Source organism: Pirellulales bacterium (assembly GCA_035939775.1).
In the GTDB taxonomy this organism is placed as follows: domain Bacteria; phylum Planctomycetota; class Planctomycetia; order Pirellulales; family DATAWG01; genus DASZFO01.
In genome coordinates this window covers 26592-42125 of sequence record DASZFO010000077.1, presented here as the reverse complement: position 1 = coordinate 42125, position 15534 = coordinate 26592, and the positions used below count along the sequence as shown (strand labels likewise).

Sequence of the window (15534 nt, the reverse complement as noted above, 5' to 3'; positions counted from 1 at the left end):
CGCACCCTCTCGACGGGTAAGATGAGGTCCAGCCCCGAACCCGGCCATTGCTCCCGGCACGCTGAAACTCGCCGCGAGTTGCCGGGGTATTCTGTAGTGATGGACCGCTTTCCAGCCGCAGCGAGGTGCCCTTTTGGCAGACGATTTCTGCAAACTGGTTGATCGCTGTCTGGCGGGAGAGCACTCGGCCATCCTCGAACTGGTGGATCGGCATCAGCGCCCGGTCTTCGGGCTTTGTTTTCGGATGCTGCGGCACCATCAGGATGCCGAAGATATGGCGCAAGAGACGTTCGTCCGAGCGCTGCGGAGCTTGTCGCACTGGGATCGGCAACGGACTTTTCTTCCGTGGCTGTTGGCGATTGCCGCAAACCGCTGCCGGACGCTGCTCTCGCGGCGGACCAAGCGGCCGGCAACGACTGCCTTTGTCGAGGAGCCGTCGGACACGACGGCCGACGGCGAGCCAGCCCGCCGGCTGCGCGAGGAATTGCAGTTGGCGATGGGATCACTACGCGAGGATTACCGCCAGGCGTTTGTCCTGTTTCACGAACAAGAGATGAGTTACGCCGAGATCGGGGCCGCTTTGGAGTGCCCCGTCGGCACCGTAAAAACCTGGGTCCACCGAGCCCGCCGCGAATTGATCGAACGATTGCGCGAGCGCGGAATGTTAGCGGAGGAGCGCCATGCACTGCGTCCGGTTTGAAATGCGATTGAACGAATTGCTGGATGAGCGAAGTCCGCCGGACGCCGATTTGGAATTGGTCGAGCATGCCCGCGACTGTTCCGACTGCGCCGATTTGCTTGCCGGACACGAATTGCTGCTCGATGGCGTGGAGACGGTCGAGTCGCCCGGCCCCGGGCCGGATTTCGCCGTGCGCGTGGCGGCGAATTACGCCGTGCGCGTGGCGGCCGAATCGGCCGACGCGCAACGCCCGCTCTGGCGAAGCTGGATGTGGTCGGTCCCCGCGATCGCGGCCGCGGCACTCGTCGCGATTGGCTTATGGCGCGGTTTGAATGTGCCGAACCACGAGGATCGAGCGACGGATCGTTCAGTTGCGGTGCCTCCGTCTGCGGTTGTGCGAGACGGCAACTATCTGTATGGCCAGTATTACAACCAGGCGGCGGCGATGACCGAGGAGTTTCGCGGGCACCGGATCGAATGGGTCGAACAGATGGCCGACGGGCTAAAGCCGGTCGCCGATTCGATGTCGGCCGCCTTACACGCGCTGCGGCGGACACTTCCCGGCGGCGATGCACCGATCCGATCATCGGCCGAGCCGCTCCCGCTCTCGCGAATCGCCGTCATCGGCTGATTTCGTGGCCCGACGCTGCCACCGTCGTGCCCTCCCCGCCGCATCCGAAAAAGACATTTGACCAGGAGCAAACGGAGAGAACGGAGGTTTCGAGTTCTCCGCTCTCCGTTTTCGCTGTTTGCTCCCGTTCATCGCATTCTTGCAGCGCGTGTTTCGGGCGTGACTCCGACTATTCTGGTGGAAGTGTCGCCAGAGCCGGAATGATTCTCCAGACAGTAAAATCCGCACCAATCGCCCAGAACGGAACAATCGCCTGTTTTCTCTAGAAGTTAGAGTTTTCCACGACTCGGCTCCGATGATTCATTTCGTGCCCTGGCCCTTGGCCGGGCAAACGAATCGTCCTACGAGTACGAGGGTTTCTGCCGTGGTCAAAAGCTCAAAACCTGATTCGAAATCGACCGACCGACGCGCCAAGCTGAAGGACCGCCGCGACCGCGACGAACGCCGCAAGAAAGAAATGTCGGTCGTCGTCGAGCATCGCCAAATCGAGCGCCGAGCGAAAGTCAACCGCCGCCGCCAAATCGACCCGACCACTTGCGAACGGGACTATTCCGGCGAGGAAGTCGAGTTCATGCAAGCGCTCGAGCAATATAAGCGCAGCAGTGGCCGGATGTTTCCCACGTGCAGCGAAATCCTTGAAGTGATCCGCGGCCTCGGCTATCAGAGAGTCTCCGGCGGCGAATCGCTTGCCGCGAAGAACGAAATCGCCGGCGACATGGACGACACCCAGCCGCTCGCAGCGATCATCGTCGGCGAAGAACTGTCGTGCTAGCGATCGCGATTCGATCGCAAATCTGATCTTGCATCGGCCGATGCGCGAGTCTATTCTCTCGCGTCCGTTCTCACCTTGCCCAACCACGGCCTCGCGCCGCATGTCAAAGCACCGGGCAAGGCGTTGCAGATTGTCTGTTGCAAAAATCCATTTCGGCCGTCGCCGCATCGGCTGGCGAGTCGCCAAAACCGCTCCCTTTCCCTGTGGGAGAGGGCTGGGGTGAGGGGATTCGCCGATTGTCTTCGATCGAAGCCTCAGCCAAGGAATCGGTGGTCTCGTGATCGCATCACGATCAGTCTCACGCCGCGCGTTGTCGCCCGCAGCAATGCTTCTCGCCGGTCTGCTGACCGTCTGTAGCTCGGGCTGCGGTTGGATGGCGCACACCGACAACATCGCCGGCGTCGGCTTTTTCGAGCAGGGCAACTACGCCGCGGCCACTCAGAAATTTCAGTTAGCCATCGAGGCCGATCCGAACGACGCCGACAGCTACTACAACCTTGCCGCCACTTACCATCGCCAAGGCAAGCTGGCCAATCAAAAGGCCCAGTTGGATCAGGCCGAGACCTATTACCATTTGTGCCTCGACCGGAACCCCGACCATCGCGATTGCTACCGCGGGCTGGCGGTGCTGCTGGTCGAAGAGAATCGGCCCGACGACGCCTTCAGCCTCTTGCAGCGGTGGGGCGAGCGCAGCCCGTCGTCCCCCGAGCCGAAGGTCGAGTTGGCCCGGCTATTCCAGGAGTTCGGCGACAAGCAGGCGGCCCAAGCCCATCTGCAAGACGCTCTATCGATCGCCCCAGACAACCCGCGGGCCTTGGCCGCGCTCGGCAAGCTGAAGGAAGAATCGGGCGACCCGACGCAGGCGCTGGCCGTCTATCAGCGTTCATTGGCGAGCAACCGCTTCCAGCCGGACGTCGCCGCCCGCGTGGCGACGCTCCAATCAGCTATCCCCGGCGCCATGCCGACCGCCCCCGACGGTACGCGGCTCGTCACCGCGCCGCAAGCGCCGCTGCGGTAAACGCGGCGATCCTGGCCCGCCGAGTTTCGGCGATTATTCGTGTAGGTCTGGCTTGCCGAGCCGGACCAGTCCTGCCCGGCAGTCGCGGTAGGGTGCGTCAAGCGAAGCGCGGACGCACCGTGGCCCATCGCCGGTCAGACAATTCTGGCCGGGTCCGGTGCGTCAGCGCGGACGACCGCTCGACGCACCCTACGCCGCCCCAGTAATTCCCGCGTCTCTCTGTCTTCTCTCCCTTGACATTCGCTTGCCGGTTGAGTCGAATAGAGTTGGAGTCGATCGTCGACGCGGGCCAAATGCGATGATCGGCGGCCTCGGTTTCGGGGCAGAGTCTCTCTTCATTGCAGGACCATCTCATGAATTCGCCCGCGCCCGCTGTTTTTCCCACCTCACGAGCGATGGGTGCCATGGCCACTGCCCTGAGTGGCCATGCCTCGACGCGGCTCATGCCCACCCAGGGCGGTGGGCATGGCACCCAACGTGTAAAAACCGCTTTGAAGGTCCGCTGCGGCACACGGAGTGTGCCTTCTACATTGCGCGCGCGGCGCGGGTTGTCGCTGATGGAATTGATGATCGCCACCACGATCAGCATCATGGTAATGGGGGCGACAGTCACGCTGTTCGGCGTCGTGGGAGACAAAATCAACGCCGGCCGCGCGATGATCGAAACCAACGACCGCCTCCGCTCGACGCAAAACCTGCTCCGCCGCGACCTCCGCGGCGCGACGGTTTCGTTCTTGCCATGGGAGCAGCCCTCGGCCGGGAGCGGATTTTTCGAGATCGTCAAGGGACCGGCTGCCACGAATCGCGATAGCAACGATGTCAAGCTTAACGCCCCGAGTGCTATGATCGGCTATACGCAAGATTATCTCATGTTCACCACGCGCAGTCCTGATTTGCCGTTCACGGGGCGCTTCACACCGGGCGGAAGCCCAAGGACAATAGAATCTCAAGTCGCCGAGGTCATATGGTATGTCCAGCCGACGCTTAACGCGGCCGGAATCGCAACGAATCCGCCAACATACACTCTCTATCGGCGACAGTTCTTAGTCCTCCCCACGATCTTGACTGACACAGGGACTACGCCGCCACCCGCCACCTATTTTGAAAACAATGATGTTTCCGCACATTTGGTAAGTGGGCAAGTCGTTGCCAATTCATTGGCCGATTTGACTTATCGCGAGAACCGGTTTGCGCACGTCCCGTCACCGGCGCCGTATCTAATCAACAACCCAGCAGGCCTGAAGCCCTTTCAGCCGCCGTATCTTCCTAACGGTGCACCGAATCCGATCGGCAGCCAGAGGTACGGAGAGGATGTTGTGCTAACGAACGTCTTGAGCTTCGATGTAAAGGTCTGGGATCCTGGAGCGGAAGTGAGATTTGACCCAGCTCACCAGAATACGCCGCTTGTGCCTAGCGATCCGGGCTGGACCGGCGGCACAAAGTTCAACCCGCCACAGTACGGCGCTTATGTCGATTTGAACTATAATTCGGGCGTGCGAATCACCAACCCAGCGTCGGCACCCCCGACTTATTTCGCTGGTCCCGACTACGGAAACGGGAACAGTAAATTTGGAAGCACCTTCGGATTAACCGTGTCGAATTCAACGAAGAACTATGCGACCTTCGACACTTGGTCACTCGGATACGAGTATTGGAACAGCGCGATATCGTCGAGCCAGTCGGCGAACCAGGCGTTCGACGGATTCGATGATGGAGGGTCGGGCGTTTCCGGCAAATACGGCGTCGATAATCCGAACGAACGGATGACGTGTCCTCCCTATCCGGTCCCGCTGCGCGGGGTGCAGGTCAAGATTCGCGTTTACGAGCCGACCTCGCGGCAGGTTCGCGAGATCACGGTCGCCGAGACGTTCCTGCCGGATTGAGCAATCCGGGTTTGTAGGGTGCGGCAAGTCCGCGCGGACGCACCGGAACCCGCCGAACGGCTTGCCCTTTGGCTCTGCCTCGGTGCGTCAGCGCTGCGCTCGACGCTCCCTACCGCGAAGCGAACAATACACTGGCTTGGACACACACATCATTCGCTTGCGCTGGCCGTGGGAATGCGAGGCGATTGCACCGGATCGACTGCGCTACACGCGGCGGTTCGGCCTGCCGACGAATCTTGGGCCGCTGGAGAAAGTTTGGGTCGTCGTCGCAGGGGCCGACCAATTCGGCACGATCGCGCTCAATAATGCGCCACTCGGCCAGATTAGCGGCGAAGCGAAGCGTGCCGAGTTCGACGTGACGCGGCTGCTCGCGCCGCGCAACGTGCTCGTTCTCGAAATCGAGCTGCCGCCTGAAGAGCCGGGCGCAACGCCTCCCGAGCGCCCGCGCCGCGAGCGATCGCCCGCCGAAATGATCGGCGAAGTCCGCCTCGAAATCCGCTCGTAGACGGCCCTCCCGGCGATTATCATTAAGAGCCTATCCGAGAACCGCCGGGGACTGTCCCCTTTTTGCGCAGTCCGCGGAGCAAAACGGGGACTGTCCCCTTTGCCCAGGTCGCGCGGCCGCCGGCCGCAATCAATTGGTTTTTATGAGGAGACCAGGAACACAGGAAAGTTGAGAATGCCTTGCTCGCGCTTTCCCTTCCTGCTTTCCTGGTCTCCTCATAAACAAAATCCTTATTCTTTCACTTTGAGAGTTTCTTCGCCATGAATCATCGTCTCGCGCGAAAGTCGATTGCCGTTCTCGGTGGCGTGTTGAGCATTTGGCTTTTCCCGCTAGTCGGCGCGGCGGCGGAGTCTGGCGATGCCAAACAAAATGCGCTAAGCAAAGACGAAATCGCCGACGGCTGGATTCAGCTTTTCGACGGCGAGACGCTGTTCGGCTGGTCGCCGGGGAGCAAGGCCGATTGGAAAGTGGCCGACGGGGTGATCTCCGTCACCTCGGGCAAGCCGGGCCTGTTGCACACGAACAGTGAGTTCAGCGATTTCGTGCTCAAGGTCGATTTCCGCGCCCCTAAGGAGACGAACAGCGGAATCTTCCTGCGAACCCCCGCCGTGCCCAAGAGCCCCACCGTCGATTGCTACGAGGCCAACATCGCCGACCCGAGCATCAGTAAATTCCCGACCGGCAGCCTTGTCGGGCGAAAGAAGGGAACGGTCGAAAAGTTCAGCACCGACTGGCAAACTTATGAGATTCGCGTCGAGGGGAACCACTTCACGCTCAAGCTCGACGGCGCCGTGGTGTGCGACTACACCGATCCCAAGCCGCTCGGCCGCGGGTTCATCGGCCTGCAATACAACACGGGCAACGCCGAGTTTCGCAATGTCAAGCTCAAGCCGCTGGGGTTGAAAGACCTGTTCAACGGCCGCGACCTGACCGGCTGGCGGCTCTATCCCGGCAAGCCGACGATCGCCACCGTTACGAAGGAAGGTGATTTGAACGTCAAGATCGGCTCGGGCCAGGTCGAGAGCGAAGAGAAGTTCGGCGACTTCACGCTCCAGACGGAAGTGATCTGCAACGCGAAGAACGTGAACTCAGGAATCTTTTTCCGCTGCATTCCGGGCCAGTTGATGAACGGCTACGAATGCCAGATCGAGAATCGCTTCAAGGACGGCGATCGCACCAAGCCGGCCGATTTCGGCACGGGGGCGATCTACCGCCGGCAGGCCGCCCGCCGCGTGGTGCCCGACGACTTCCGCTGGTTTCACCTGACGCTGATCGCGACGGGGCTCCACATGGCGGCCTGGGTCGATGGCTATCCAGTGACCGATTGGACCGACCCGCGCCCGCCGGACGCCAATCCGCGCAACGGCTCGCGCGTCGAGCCGGGCACGCTGGCGATCCAAGCTCACGACAAAACGACCGACGTTTCGCTGCGCTTCATCCGCGCCGCGGAGATGCGGCCGCGGTGAGACAAATCCAGCGCGCGTGGGCGAGGCCGGGTGCCGTGCCCACGGCTTTGCGTGGGCATGGACTTGAGTTGGCGCATGGCCACTCAGGGCAGTGGCCATGGTACCCGTCAATTCAGATTTGAAGCTTCAATAAACGCGCCGCCCAAGAAACTCGGCTAGCGATACCGGCCGGGATAAATGCTATAATCGTCCGGACCAGTTCCCATGATATCCTTCACCTCGCGAGAAGGTGGAACCGATGGACCGAATCACGTTCCGAATGCTGCTGGCGATTGCCCTGACGGGGCCGCTCGCGGCCGCGGCGCGCGCCGCCGAGCCGAGCACCGTCTCCGCCGACAACGTTCGCCAATGGATCGGCCAGCTTAGCAGCGACGACTACGGCACGCGCGCGGAGGCGACCATCCAGTTGACCCGGGCCGGGAAATCGGTCGTCGCCGCAGTCACCGCCGCCGCGTTGCAAGACGACCTGGAAGTGTCCTGCCGAGCGGTCCAAGTGCTGCAGACCCTGCTCGCCTCGGAAGACGTGGCGACTGGAGACGCGGCGGCCGATTCGCTTACAAAGATCGCCGAGGCCAGGGCCGGCTCGTCCGCCGACCTGGCGGCCGACGCCCTCAACGATTTTCAGGAACTCCGCCAGGATCGCACGCTCGACGAGTTAAAGCGCTTGGGCGCGACGGTCACGCTCGGCAATCCGCGAACGGGCAACGCCGACGGGATTCAGATCGTGATTGGCACGGAATGGCGCGGCACTACGGCCGACCTCAAGCTCTTGAAGCGAGTTCCCGACCTTGAATGGCTGCAAGTCCACGGCGTGGGGATCACCGACGACGACTTGAAGCATCTCGACGGTTTGAACCGGCTTGCGGAGATCGACTTGTTTGGCTCGAAAGTCACCGTCGACGGTGCCGCCCGGTTGGCTCAGCTTTATCCCGGCGTCAAGATCGACCGACGCAGCAACGCCATGCTCGGCGTCTCGGGGCAGACCGACCCGGCGGGTTGCCGGATCACGATGGTGCAGCCGAATTCCGCCGCCGACCGGGCCGGCCTGCAAGAGCAAGACATCGTTCTGAGGTTTCAAGACCAACAAGTCCCCGACTTCGAGACGCTGACAACCCTGATCGGCTCTCGAAATCCGGGCGACAAAGTGACGATCGAGCTGCGCCGCCGAGACGAAGCGAACAACCGCGACGACATGCTGACCAAGGAAATCGAACTCGGTGCGTGGAAATAGATGTCGCCGGAAAGCCGTAGGGTGCGTCAGCGCGGAGGACCGCTCGACGCACCCTACTTCTGGGTTCTCGTTCTCGCGATTCTTTTTCGCCTTGCGAACCCCCGCGGTTGACGCTAAACTCCCCGCCCGGCAACCCTCTGCCCCGAGAAAGGCCTGGTTTTTCCGGGCTTTTTTCGGTCCACATCCCGCGGCAATTCCCGCCGCACGCGTCTTGTAATCAAAATCCGGGCTTTTAGAATGGACTAGAGGCCCTAGCTCCCCCAACTCCCATAAGGTGACTTATGAGAAGCACGGGTCTGGGCGCCTTGCTCGGCGCGGGTCTGATGTTGTTGGCGATGTTGGCGATCGGCCAGCGCAACGAGGCAGCGGCTCAATATGGTGCAGGGGCATACGGCGGTTCGCCCAATTCCGCCGGCGAATTGATTACCCACACCTTTGCGACCGCCGAAAACCGGCAACTGTTGACCATCATCGATCCCAAGTCGCGAGTGATCTGCGTATATCAAATCGAACCGGCAACCGGCGTCGTCGCGCTCAAGAGCGTTCGCAATTTCCAGTGGGATTTGCAGATGTCGGAGTTCAACGCGGTCAGCCCGTTGCCACGCGAGATTCGTGCGATGCTCGAGAATCATTAACTTTACTCATGCTGGCCGCCTCACCGTGGGCCGGCCGACACGGCGCGCATGGACGACGCGGCGAAGATAAACAATTGGCTTGCGGCGGCATCAAGGAGAGTCTGCCGGAAAGCTGTTAGCCGGACGATCAACGGTCTGGCGGAGGAACTGCGATGGCTCGGAAACTCATCGATCAGGAAGAAGCCGCGAAAATGCTCGGCGTCAGCATCGAAGAAATCAACAAGATGCGCGACCGCAAGCAGCTCTTCCCATATCGCGACGGCGACGCCTGGAAATTCAAACCCGAAGATATCGAACGGGTGAAGCAAGATTTGGCCGCCGGCGCTGGCGATTCTTGGACCAAAGGAGGCGACCTTGGCCTGGAAGCGCCGGAGGCCGTCGACTCGGTTCTGCTCAGTGAAAAAGAGCTGGGCCAATCGGCGGATAGCACTTCCAGCACGATCATCGGCAAGGGGAGCCCGCATGGTCCCGTGACCGAAGGCGACATCAAGCTCGCGCCGCGGGAAAAGGATTCGTCGCTCAGCGACGTGTCGCTGGCGGCGGACATTTCGGGGATCGGCAGCGACGTGAAGCTCATCCTCAGCGACTCGGACAAAAAGAAGGCCGCCGCCGCGAAGCCCGATTCCAAGCTCGGGGTGCTCGACGATCTCAAACTCGAGCCGGGCGGAAGCGATAAGGGCGCGAGCGTTCTGCCGGGCGGCTCGGGTAGCGATTTGGCCATTGGGCTCGGAAGCGACGTGGCCGGCGGGTCTGCGGTCGGCGGCTCTAAGGCCGGGAAAACCGGCGGGTCGGGATCGTTCAAACTCGCCGACGACGAAATCCGCCTGGCGGAAACCTCGGAGTCCGGCACGGGCAGCTCCAGCAAGAAACGCGGCACGGACAGCAAGAAAGCGGGTATGTCGGATTTCAGCCGCAGCCTCGAGCTGGATGAAGACGTGCTCGGCGCCAAACCGGATAGCGACATTACCCGCGGGGCAACCGACAGCGGCATCCATCTGGTCGATCCCAAGGACAGCGGGCTGTCGCTGGAAGAGCCGCTGGTGCTCGGCGGCTCGGCGAAGGAGCTACTCGAGCTGGGTGAAGCCGACGTGATCTCGCTCGAAGAATCCGCCGACATGGAGGGCACGACCCAACTGAAATCGGATGAGGATTTTCAGCTCACTCCGGTGCAAGAAACGACTGCCGACGAATCGGACAGCGGCTCGCAGGTGATCGCGCTGGATGCCGACGAGGAATTGAGTTCCGGGGCGTTTACCCCGGCCACCTCCGGCATGGTGGCGATGTTGGAAGAAGACACGGGAGCCGAAGGGGCGATGGGCATTTCGCCCACCGGAATTCTGACGACCGGACCGGCATTGGTCGCGACGACACAGGCGCCCGAGACGCCCTACTCCGGCTGGAATGTGGCCGGGTTGGTTTGCTGCGCGCTGTTGCTCTTGATGGCCGGGATGATGATGTACGATCTGACCCGCAACATGTGGCAATGGAATGGCCTGAGCGGGGCCAACAGTTCGATATTTACATCGATCGAGCGCACGATCGGTTGGATGGACAAATGATGGGAGAGCGGGCCACGGACGGCTCGTCGCGAACGTGGCCGACGCTGCTAGCGTCGGAACGGACGCTGGCAGCGTACGCCACGATCCCTACGGGTCAACCTCGATGACTTAGCAGTTCGAAAGGAGTCGAACGATGTCTTCCACGCGCAGCTTGAGTTGGCTGCTCTTTTATCTGGCTGCCTCCGCGGTCTGCGGGTGCCAAATGGTGCCGGCCAGCCAGTTGAACACGGTTCAGGCCCAGAACCGCGCGCTCTCCGAGCAGAACCATGCGCAATTGGCCGAACTCGACAATCTCAAATCGCATAACCGCCAGATCGAAGACAAGCTGATCCAGGCGGAAGAGCAGCTTGCGCTCTCCGACCAAAAGCTCGGCTCCGACAACAAGAAGCTGGCCAACTACCAGCACGAACGCGATCAACTCCGCGATCAGTTCACCGGCTTCGCGCACGGCGCGGTACACATCCCGGCCGGAGTTTCCAATCAATTGGCCGGGCTGGCTCGACGGCATCCCAGCCTGCAATTCGATCCGCAAACGGGCATGGCGAAGCTCGATACGGACGTCGTGTTCGACAGCGGCAACGCCGATTTGAAGCCACAGGCGGAGCAAGTCCTCTCCGATCTGGCGGGCGTTCTGCAATCGAAAGAAGCCGGCGACATGCGGATCATGATCGTCGGCCATACCGACAATCAAAAGATCGCGGGCAAGGAAACGCGGCAGCGCTACGGCGACAACTGGAACTTGAGCACGTCGCGAGCGCTTACGGTGGCCATGTATCTGCACAAGGCCGGCGTCGCCGAGCCCCGGATGGGAGTGGCCGGTTACGGCGGGCAGCAGCCGATCGCCCCGAACAGCACCGCCGCCGACCGGCGCCGCAACCGCCGCGTCGAGATTTTCGTCATCCCGCCCGACGTCCCGGTCGTCGGCTGGACGGAAACCAGCCCGAGCCTTTATTGAGCGATCGGCTCTTGGTGGTTTGCAACCGCCGTGCGGCGCATTTACAATGGTCGCAATCGTGTCCGGCAATGCGTGCTGCAAGCCAGCAGCCACCGGAACGAGCCGCCACCATGCGTTGTGTTCGGATCAACCATGTCAAACGCCGAAATCAATCCGTATCAAGCTCCACAAGCGCCGCTTACGGCGCAAATTGTGCCCGGCGACGAGGTGTGGCAAGACCGCGGGCTCTTGGTCCTGCGTAAAGGCGCCGTGCTGCCCGATCGCTGCGTCAAGTGCAACGAGCCGGCTGAAGGTTATCGACTCAAACGGAACCTGTCTTGGCACCATCCGGCGATCTATCTAACCATCCTTGCTGGTGTATTGATCTATGTGATTATCGCCCTGGTGATTCGGCAGACCGCCCGAGTCGAGATCGGCCTCTGTCCGCGGCATCGGTCGCGGAGAAACAGGAGCATTGCAATCGCCTGGCTGCTGTTCGTCGGCGGCATCGGCGTCCTCGTGCTAGGCGCAAACGATGTAGGCGCCAGTCGAGCTGCCGTGCTTTGGACCGGGCTTGTCATGCTGCTCACTTCGCCGTTCGTCGGCCTGATCGCGTCGAGCACCGTCAGGCCGAAGAAGATCGACGCTTACTTTGCCTGGCTCAAAGGCGTCTGCCCCGAGTATCTGGCTGAGTTTCCGCAGTCGCCGATTCCACGGTGAGTTGTCACCAATCAGGCGGCGCGGGTCACGCAGCACTGCACCGTTGGGAATCCTCGTTGCGTTCGTCCGAAGAAGACGCCGCAGCGGCGCGAGGCGCGCCATAGGAGGCCAGCAGCGCTTCCAGCCGGTCGAACCAGGAAGCCAACAATCCGCCGGGAAGGAAAAGGACCACTGCGACGCAGCCCGCGGCGGCGCCCCAGACCACATCGCTGGAGAAGTGCGCCCAACTCGACATTCGCTGGCAGCCGGCCAAGAGCGCAAAAAACGGGAAGATCCATCGTCCGCGCGGATAGAGCCAAATCAGCGCCGCCGTCAGGCCGAAGGCGGTCGCCATGTGGGAAGATGGAAAGCTCTGCTGATGGCTACCGCCGCTTCCCAGCGGGAGCCATTGCCCGAACGTCTCGCCGATGGTCCGCGTGAAGTCGAAATACTCGGGCCGCGTTCGGGCCACGACGAGCAGCTTGAGTGCGTTTGCAAGTAGCCCGCCGCCAAATGCGGTCGCGGCCGCACGTGGCAGCAGAAGTCGCTTGCCAGGATCGAGCGCGAAAACCGTAAGCAGAATGCAGGCCACTCCGAACCCGTAAGCATACGTCTCGGCGAATCCCAGCCAGCGGAGAATCTCCGGCGGGCAACGGCCGTCGTGAAACCAGCGCGCGATCGGCAGATCGAGCGGCAGCACGGCAAAGCCGAGCGCGGCGATGCCGATCGGCCAAAGCAGGCGCAGCCAGCGGCGGCGCGAGCTTGCCAACGCAGCTTGTTCCGATAAGGTCTTCATGCGGTTTATGGAGGCAAATCCCGCGGACTATGCGGTTTCGCCGGAGAGCATACCAAGTCGCTCGTGGGACTGAAACGCCAACGTTCGCCAGTTGCAATCGGCTTCGGGCGATGGTTAAATGACAGAGGTCGATTCTCCCGCCTTTATCCAGCCAGCCCTCCCTCCCGCGTTTCTCCAGGAGTATTCCCATGAATCGTCGTTGGTTGAAGTCCGCTTCGATTGCGGCCAGCCTGATGCTAATCGGTTCTCTTGTTTCGCGCGCAGCCGTCGCAGACGATGCAAAGAGCGTGATCGCGAAGCCCGACCACGTCGCTCGCATTTTGATGGTAACGCAAAGCGCCGGGTTCAAGCACAGTTCGGTCACCCGCAAGGGAACCGATCTTTCAACCGCCGAGCGGACGGTCACCGAATTGGGAATCTCCTCGGGCATGTTCCAAGTGGATTGCACGCAGGATGTGGCCAAGGATTTTACCAAGGAAAAGCTGGCCAACTACGACATCGTGTTTTTCTACACCACCGGTGATCTGCCGATCCCGCAGGAGGCCAAGGATTATTTCTTCAACGACTGGCTCAAGCAGAAGGGGCATGGATTCATCGGCACCCATTCGGCGACCGACACGTTTCACAATTACAAGCCCTACTGGGACATGATCGGCGGCACTTTCGACGGCCACCCGTGGGGAAATGGCTCGAAGGTGACGATCACCGTTCACGACACGAAGTTCCCCGCCATGAAGCCGTGGGGAGATGAGTTCACGATCAAAGATGAAATCTACAAGTTCAAGAACTGGCAGCCGGAAAAGGTCCACGTGCTGATGAGCATGAACATGGCTAAGACCGAGCACCACGAGCCGTATCACGTCCCGATCGCCTGGTGCAAGGACTACGGCCAGGGGAAGGTATTCTATATCAGCCTCGGCCACGACGAAAAAGTCTGGGCCAATCCGAAGTATCAGCAGTCGCTGCTCGGAGCGATCCGATGGATCCTCAATATCGAGCCGGGCGATGCGACCCCCAATCCCGATCTCTGCAAGGCCCAGCAAGCCAAGGCAGTCGAAGACGACGCCGCGGCGAAGGCAAAGCAATTTAGGGCCAAACAGGAAGCTGCCGCGCAGGCCGGAAAGAATTAAGGTTCCATCCCAACCTGATTGCAGTCTGCTCTACGCCAACGGCGTTGCGTCCTCCAGCTCAGCGTTGGACGCGCTTCGCGGCCTACGCTGGGTTCCTACTGAAAATGCTTAACGGCGTTGCCCGTTGGGGTTGTATAATAAAGGGGCGGCCGTTTGGTCGGTTTACCAGGTTTTGGCGGCGGTTTGTCGACCGTCGTATCGCACGGAGGCTTTGCCCCTTTCTTGGAGCGACTCCGTGACAGAGTTTTACAATCGACTCACCGCGTGTCTTACTGGGCTCTTGATCTTCAGCGCATCCGAGGCCCGGGCGCAATTCGAGGACGTCAAAACGCCCGGCATCCGGCTGGATAAGACGGTCGTCGAGAAGATCAAGATCGGCATGACCATCACGGCCCAAGGGGGCCCGTGCATCGGAATCGTGGGCACCGTGCCGGTCCCGACCGAATGGCCCGAGCAGAAAGTGCAGATCCTCAAGGAAGATGTCTCGCCGAGCGTTCGCAAGGTCGAATATCGCCAGTTGACCGGCGGCACGGCAAAACAGATGCTCGTGGCCGTGCCCCATCTGAACGCGGGAGACGAGGCCCATGCGCTGGTGACCTTCGAGATCACGCGCCGCACGATCCTACCGCCGGAAGACAAGAGCATCTTCAAGGTCGCCGAGCATCCGGAAAAAGAGAAAGATGCGGCCATCTATCTCGGCCCGAGCCCTTATATCGAGAGCCGCAATCCAAAGATCGTCAAGCTGGCCAAGGAGGTCACTGATGGGAAGGAGAACTGGGACAAGGTCGAGGCCATTTGCGACGCCGTTCGCGACAAGATCCAGTACAAGGCGGGAGACTTGAAGGGAGCGCTCAAGGGCTTGAACGACGGAACCGGCGATTGCGAGGAATACTCTTCGCTATTCATCGCGATGTGCCGCGCCGAAAATATCCCGGCGCGTACGATCTGGGTCCCCGGCCATTGCTATTCCGAGTTTTATCTGGTCGACGATAAGGGCAAAGGCAATTGGTTCCCCTGCCAATCGGCCGGCGCGAAAGAGTTCGGCGGGATTACCGAGACGCGCCCGATTCTGCAAAAGGGAGACAACTTCCACGACCCCGATCGCCCCAAGGACCGCCTGCGCTACGTGAACGAATTCCTTAAGGGGTCGATGAGCAAAGGAAGTGGTCGGCCGAGCGTGCGGTTCGTGCAAGAAGAAGTGAAGTAAGGCTTCACCCCTTCGCGGCGTCGATCGCTTGCTGCAAGCGGTTCTTGGGTTGCACGCCGACGAACCGATCGACTACTTCGCCCCCTTTGAAGATCATCAGCGTGGGGATGCTGCTGACGCCGTAGTTCTGCGCGGCGCCGGGATTGTCGTCGATGTTGATCTTGCCGACTTTGATCGAGCCGCGATTCTCGCCGGCCAACTCTTCGACCAACGGAGCAAGCATCCGGCAAGGACCGCACCAGGGGGCCCAAAAATCCACCAGCACCGGGTCGCTCGAACCAAGAACCTGGTCTTGGAAGTTGTTGTCCGTGATCTCGACTACATTCTCCATGAGGTTCTCCTCTTAGTTGGCGAAGAAACGGTGCCCCGTTTCGCTTGAAAGCAAACGC

16 protein-coding genes are annotated in these 15534 nt (G+C 61.1%); 14 read left to right on the top strand and 2 right to left on the bottom strand.

The features are described from left to right. Positions 1-133: 133 nt before the first annotated feature. From VGY55_04515 to VGY55_04460, 12 genes are all read left to right on the top strand, one after another. Positions 134-700, top strand: coding sequence for an RNA polymerase sigma factor (locus VGY55_04515; protein ID HEV2969231.1), 567 nt, complete (start codon positions 134-136; stop codon positions 698-700). Further along, positions 681-1310, top strand: coding sequence for a hypothetical protein (locus VGY55_04510; protein HEV2969230.1), 630 nt, complete (start codon positions 681-683; stop codon positions 1308-1310). The genes VGY55_04515 and VGY55_04510 overlap by 20 nt, the downstream gene beginning before the upstream one ends. 457 nt (positions 1311-1767) lie before the next feature. Continuing rightward, positions 1768-2082 (top strand): hypothetical protein, encoded by a 315-nt coding sequence (locus VGY55_04505; GenBank protein HEV2969229.1) that lies wholly within the window; start codon positions 1768-1770, stop codon positions 2080-2082. A 325-nt stretch (positions 2083-2407) separates the two neighbouring features. Next, on the top strand, positions 2408-3100 hold the full coding sequence (locus VGY55_04500) for a tetratricopeptide repeat protein (GenBank protein ID HEV2969228.1): 693 nt from the start codon (positions 2408-2410) through the stop codon (positions 3098-3100). A gap of 404 nt (positions 3101-3504) precedes the next feature. After that, positions 3505-4983 (top strand): hypothetical protein, encoded by a 1479-nt coding sequence (locus VGY55_04495; GenBank protein ID HEV2969227.1) that lies wholly within the window; start codon positions 3505-3507, stop codon positions 4981-4983. Positions 4984-5119: 136 nt separating this feature from the next. Further along, positions 5120-5488, top strand: coding sequence for a hypothetical protein (locus VGY55_04490; GenBank protein HEV2969226.1), 369 nt, complete (start codon positions 5120-5122; stop codon positions 5486-5488). A 260-nt stretch (positions 5489-5748) separates the two neighbouring features. Next, the gene (locus tag VGY55_04485) at positions 5749-6954 is read left to right on the top strand and encodes a DUF1080 domain-containing protein (protein ID HEV2969225.1); all 1206 of its coding nucleotides are present in this window, start codon (positions 5749-5751) and stop codon (positions 6952-6954) included. Between the two features lie 238 nt (positions 6955-7192). Then, positions 7193-8185 (top strand): PDZ domain-containing protein, encoded by a 993-nt coding sequence (locus tag VGY55_04480; protein HEV2969224.1) that lies wholly within the window; start codon positions 7193-7195, stop codon positions 8183-8185. 281 nt (positions 8186-8466) lie between these two features. After that, complete coding sequence (locus VGY55_04475) at positions 8467-8820, top strand: hypothetical protein (protein ID HEV2969223.1); 354 nt, start codon at positions 8467-8469, stop codon at positions 8818-8820. Between the two features lie 152 nt (positions 8821-8972). Continuing rightward, entirely contained in the window at positions 8973-10379 is a 1407-nt protein-coding gene (locus VGY55_04470; GenBank protein HEV2969222.1) for a helix-turn-helix domain-containing protein, read from the top strand. A gap of 133 nt (positions 10380-10512) precedes the next feature. Further along, positions 10513-11334, top strand: a complete 822-nt coding sequence (locus VGY55_04465; GenBank protein ID HEV2969221.1) for an OmpA family protein — start codon at positions 10513-10515, stop codon at positions 11332-11334. 132 nt (positions 11335-11466) lie between these two features. Beyond that, positions 11467-12033 carry a hypothetical protein gene (locus VGY55_04460; protein HEV2969220.1) on the top strand — a complete coding sequence of 189 codons (567 nt, stop codon included), beginning with the start codon at positions 11467-11469 and terminating at the stop codon, positions 12031-12033. Between the two features lie 25 nt (positions 12034-12058). Here VGY55_04460 and VGY55_04455 read toward each other — a convergent pair whose 3' ends face one another. Continuing rightward, on the bottom strand, positions 12059-12808 hold the full coding sequence (locus tag VGY55_04455; GenBank protein ID HEV2969219.1) for a phosphatase PAP2 family protein: 750 nt from the start codon (positions 12806-12808) through the stop codon (positions 12059-12061). A 188-nt stretch (positions 12809-12996) separates the two neighbouring features. On the opposite strand from VGY55_04455, the gene VGY55_04450 reads away from it, so the two are divergent. Together VGY55_04450 and VGY55_04445 are read left to right on the top strand one after the other, a co-directional pair. Further along, the gene (locus VGY55_04450; GenBank protein HEV2969218.1) at positions 12997-13938 is read left to right on the top strand and encodes a ThuA domain-containing protein; all 942 of its coding nucleotides are present in this window, start codon (positions 12997-12999) and stop codon (positions 13936-13938) included. 235 nt (positions 13939-14173) lie between these two features. Continuing rightward, a complete protein-coding gene (locus VGY55_04445) occupies positions 14174-15145 on the top strand; it encodes a transglutaminase domain-containing protein (protein HEV2969217.1) in 972 nt (323 codons plus the stop codon). A gap of 4 nt (positions 15146-15149) precedes the next feature. On the opposite strand, the gene trxA is transcribed toward VGY55_04445, so the two are convergent. After that, positions 15150-15476, bottom strand: a complete 327-nt coding sequence (trxA, locus tag VGY55_04440) for a thioredoxin (GenBank protein ID HEV2969216.1) — start codon at positions 15474-15476, stop codon at positions 15150-15152. Between the last annotated feature and the right edge of the window lie 58 nt (positions 15477-15534).

Bases quoted from the DNA above. Each gene is read 5' to 3' on its own strand.
- VGY55_04510 (HEV2969230.1), top strand. From the start codon at position 681: ATGCACTGCGTCCGGTTTGAAATGCGATTGAACGAATTGCTGGATGAG.
- VGY55_04505 (HEV2969229.1), top strand. From the start codon at position 1,768: ATGTCGGTCGTCGTCGAGCATCGCCAAATCGAGCGCCGAGCGAAAGTC.
- VGY55_04500 (HEV2969228.1), top strand. From the start codon at position 2,408: ATGCTTCTCGCCGGTCTGCTGACCGTCTGTAGCTCGGGCTGCGGTTGG.
- VGY55_04495 (HEV2969227.1), top strand. From the start codon at position 3,505: ATGGCCACTGCCCTGAGTGGCCATGCCTCGACGCGGCTCATGCCCACC.
- VGY55_04485 (HEV2969225.1), top strand. From the start codon at position 5,749: ATGAATCATCGTCTCGCGCGAAAGTCGATTGCCGTTCTCGGTGGCGTG.
- VGY55_04480 (HEV2969224.1), top strand. From the start codon at position 7,193: ATGGACCGAATCACGTTCCGAATGCTGCTGGCGATTGCCCTGACGGGG.
- VGY55_04475 (HEV2969223.1), top strand. From the start codon at position 8,467: ATGAGAAGCACGGGTCTGGGCGCCTTGCTCGGCGCGGGTCTGATGTTG.
- VGY55_04470 (HEV2969222.1), top strand. From the start codon at position 8,973: ATGGCTCGGAAACTCATCGATCAGGAAGAAGCCGCGAAAATGCTCGGC.
- VGY55_04465 (HEV2969221.1), top strand. From the start codon at position 10,513: ATGTCTTCCACGCGCAGCTTGAGTTGGCTGCTCTTTTATCTGGCTGCC.
- VGY55_04460 (HEV2969220.1), top strand. From the start codon at position 11,467: ATGTCAAACGCCGAAATCAATCCGTATCAAGCTCCACAAGCGCCGCTT.
- VGY55_04455 (HEV2969219.1), bottom strand. From the start codon at position 12,808: ATGAAGACCTTATCGGAACAAGCTGCGTTGGCAAGCTCGCGCCGCCGC.
- VGY55_04450 (HEV2969218.1), top strand. From the start codon at position 12,997: ATGAATCGTCGTTGGTTGAAGTCCGCTTCGATTGCGGCCAGCCTGATG.
- trxA (HEV2969216.1), bottom strand. From the start codon at position 15,476: ATGGAGAATGTAGTCGAGATCACGGACAACAACTTCCAAGACCAGGTT.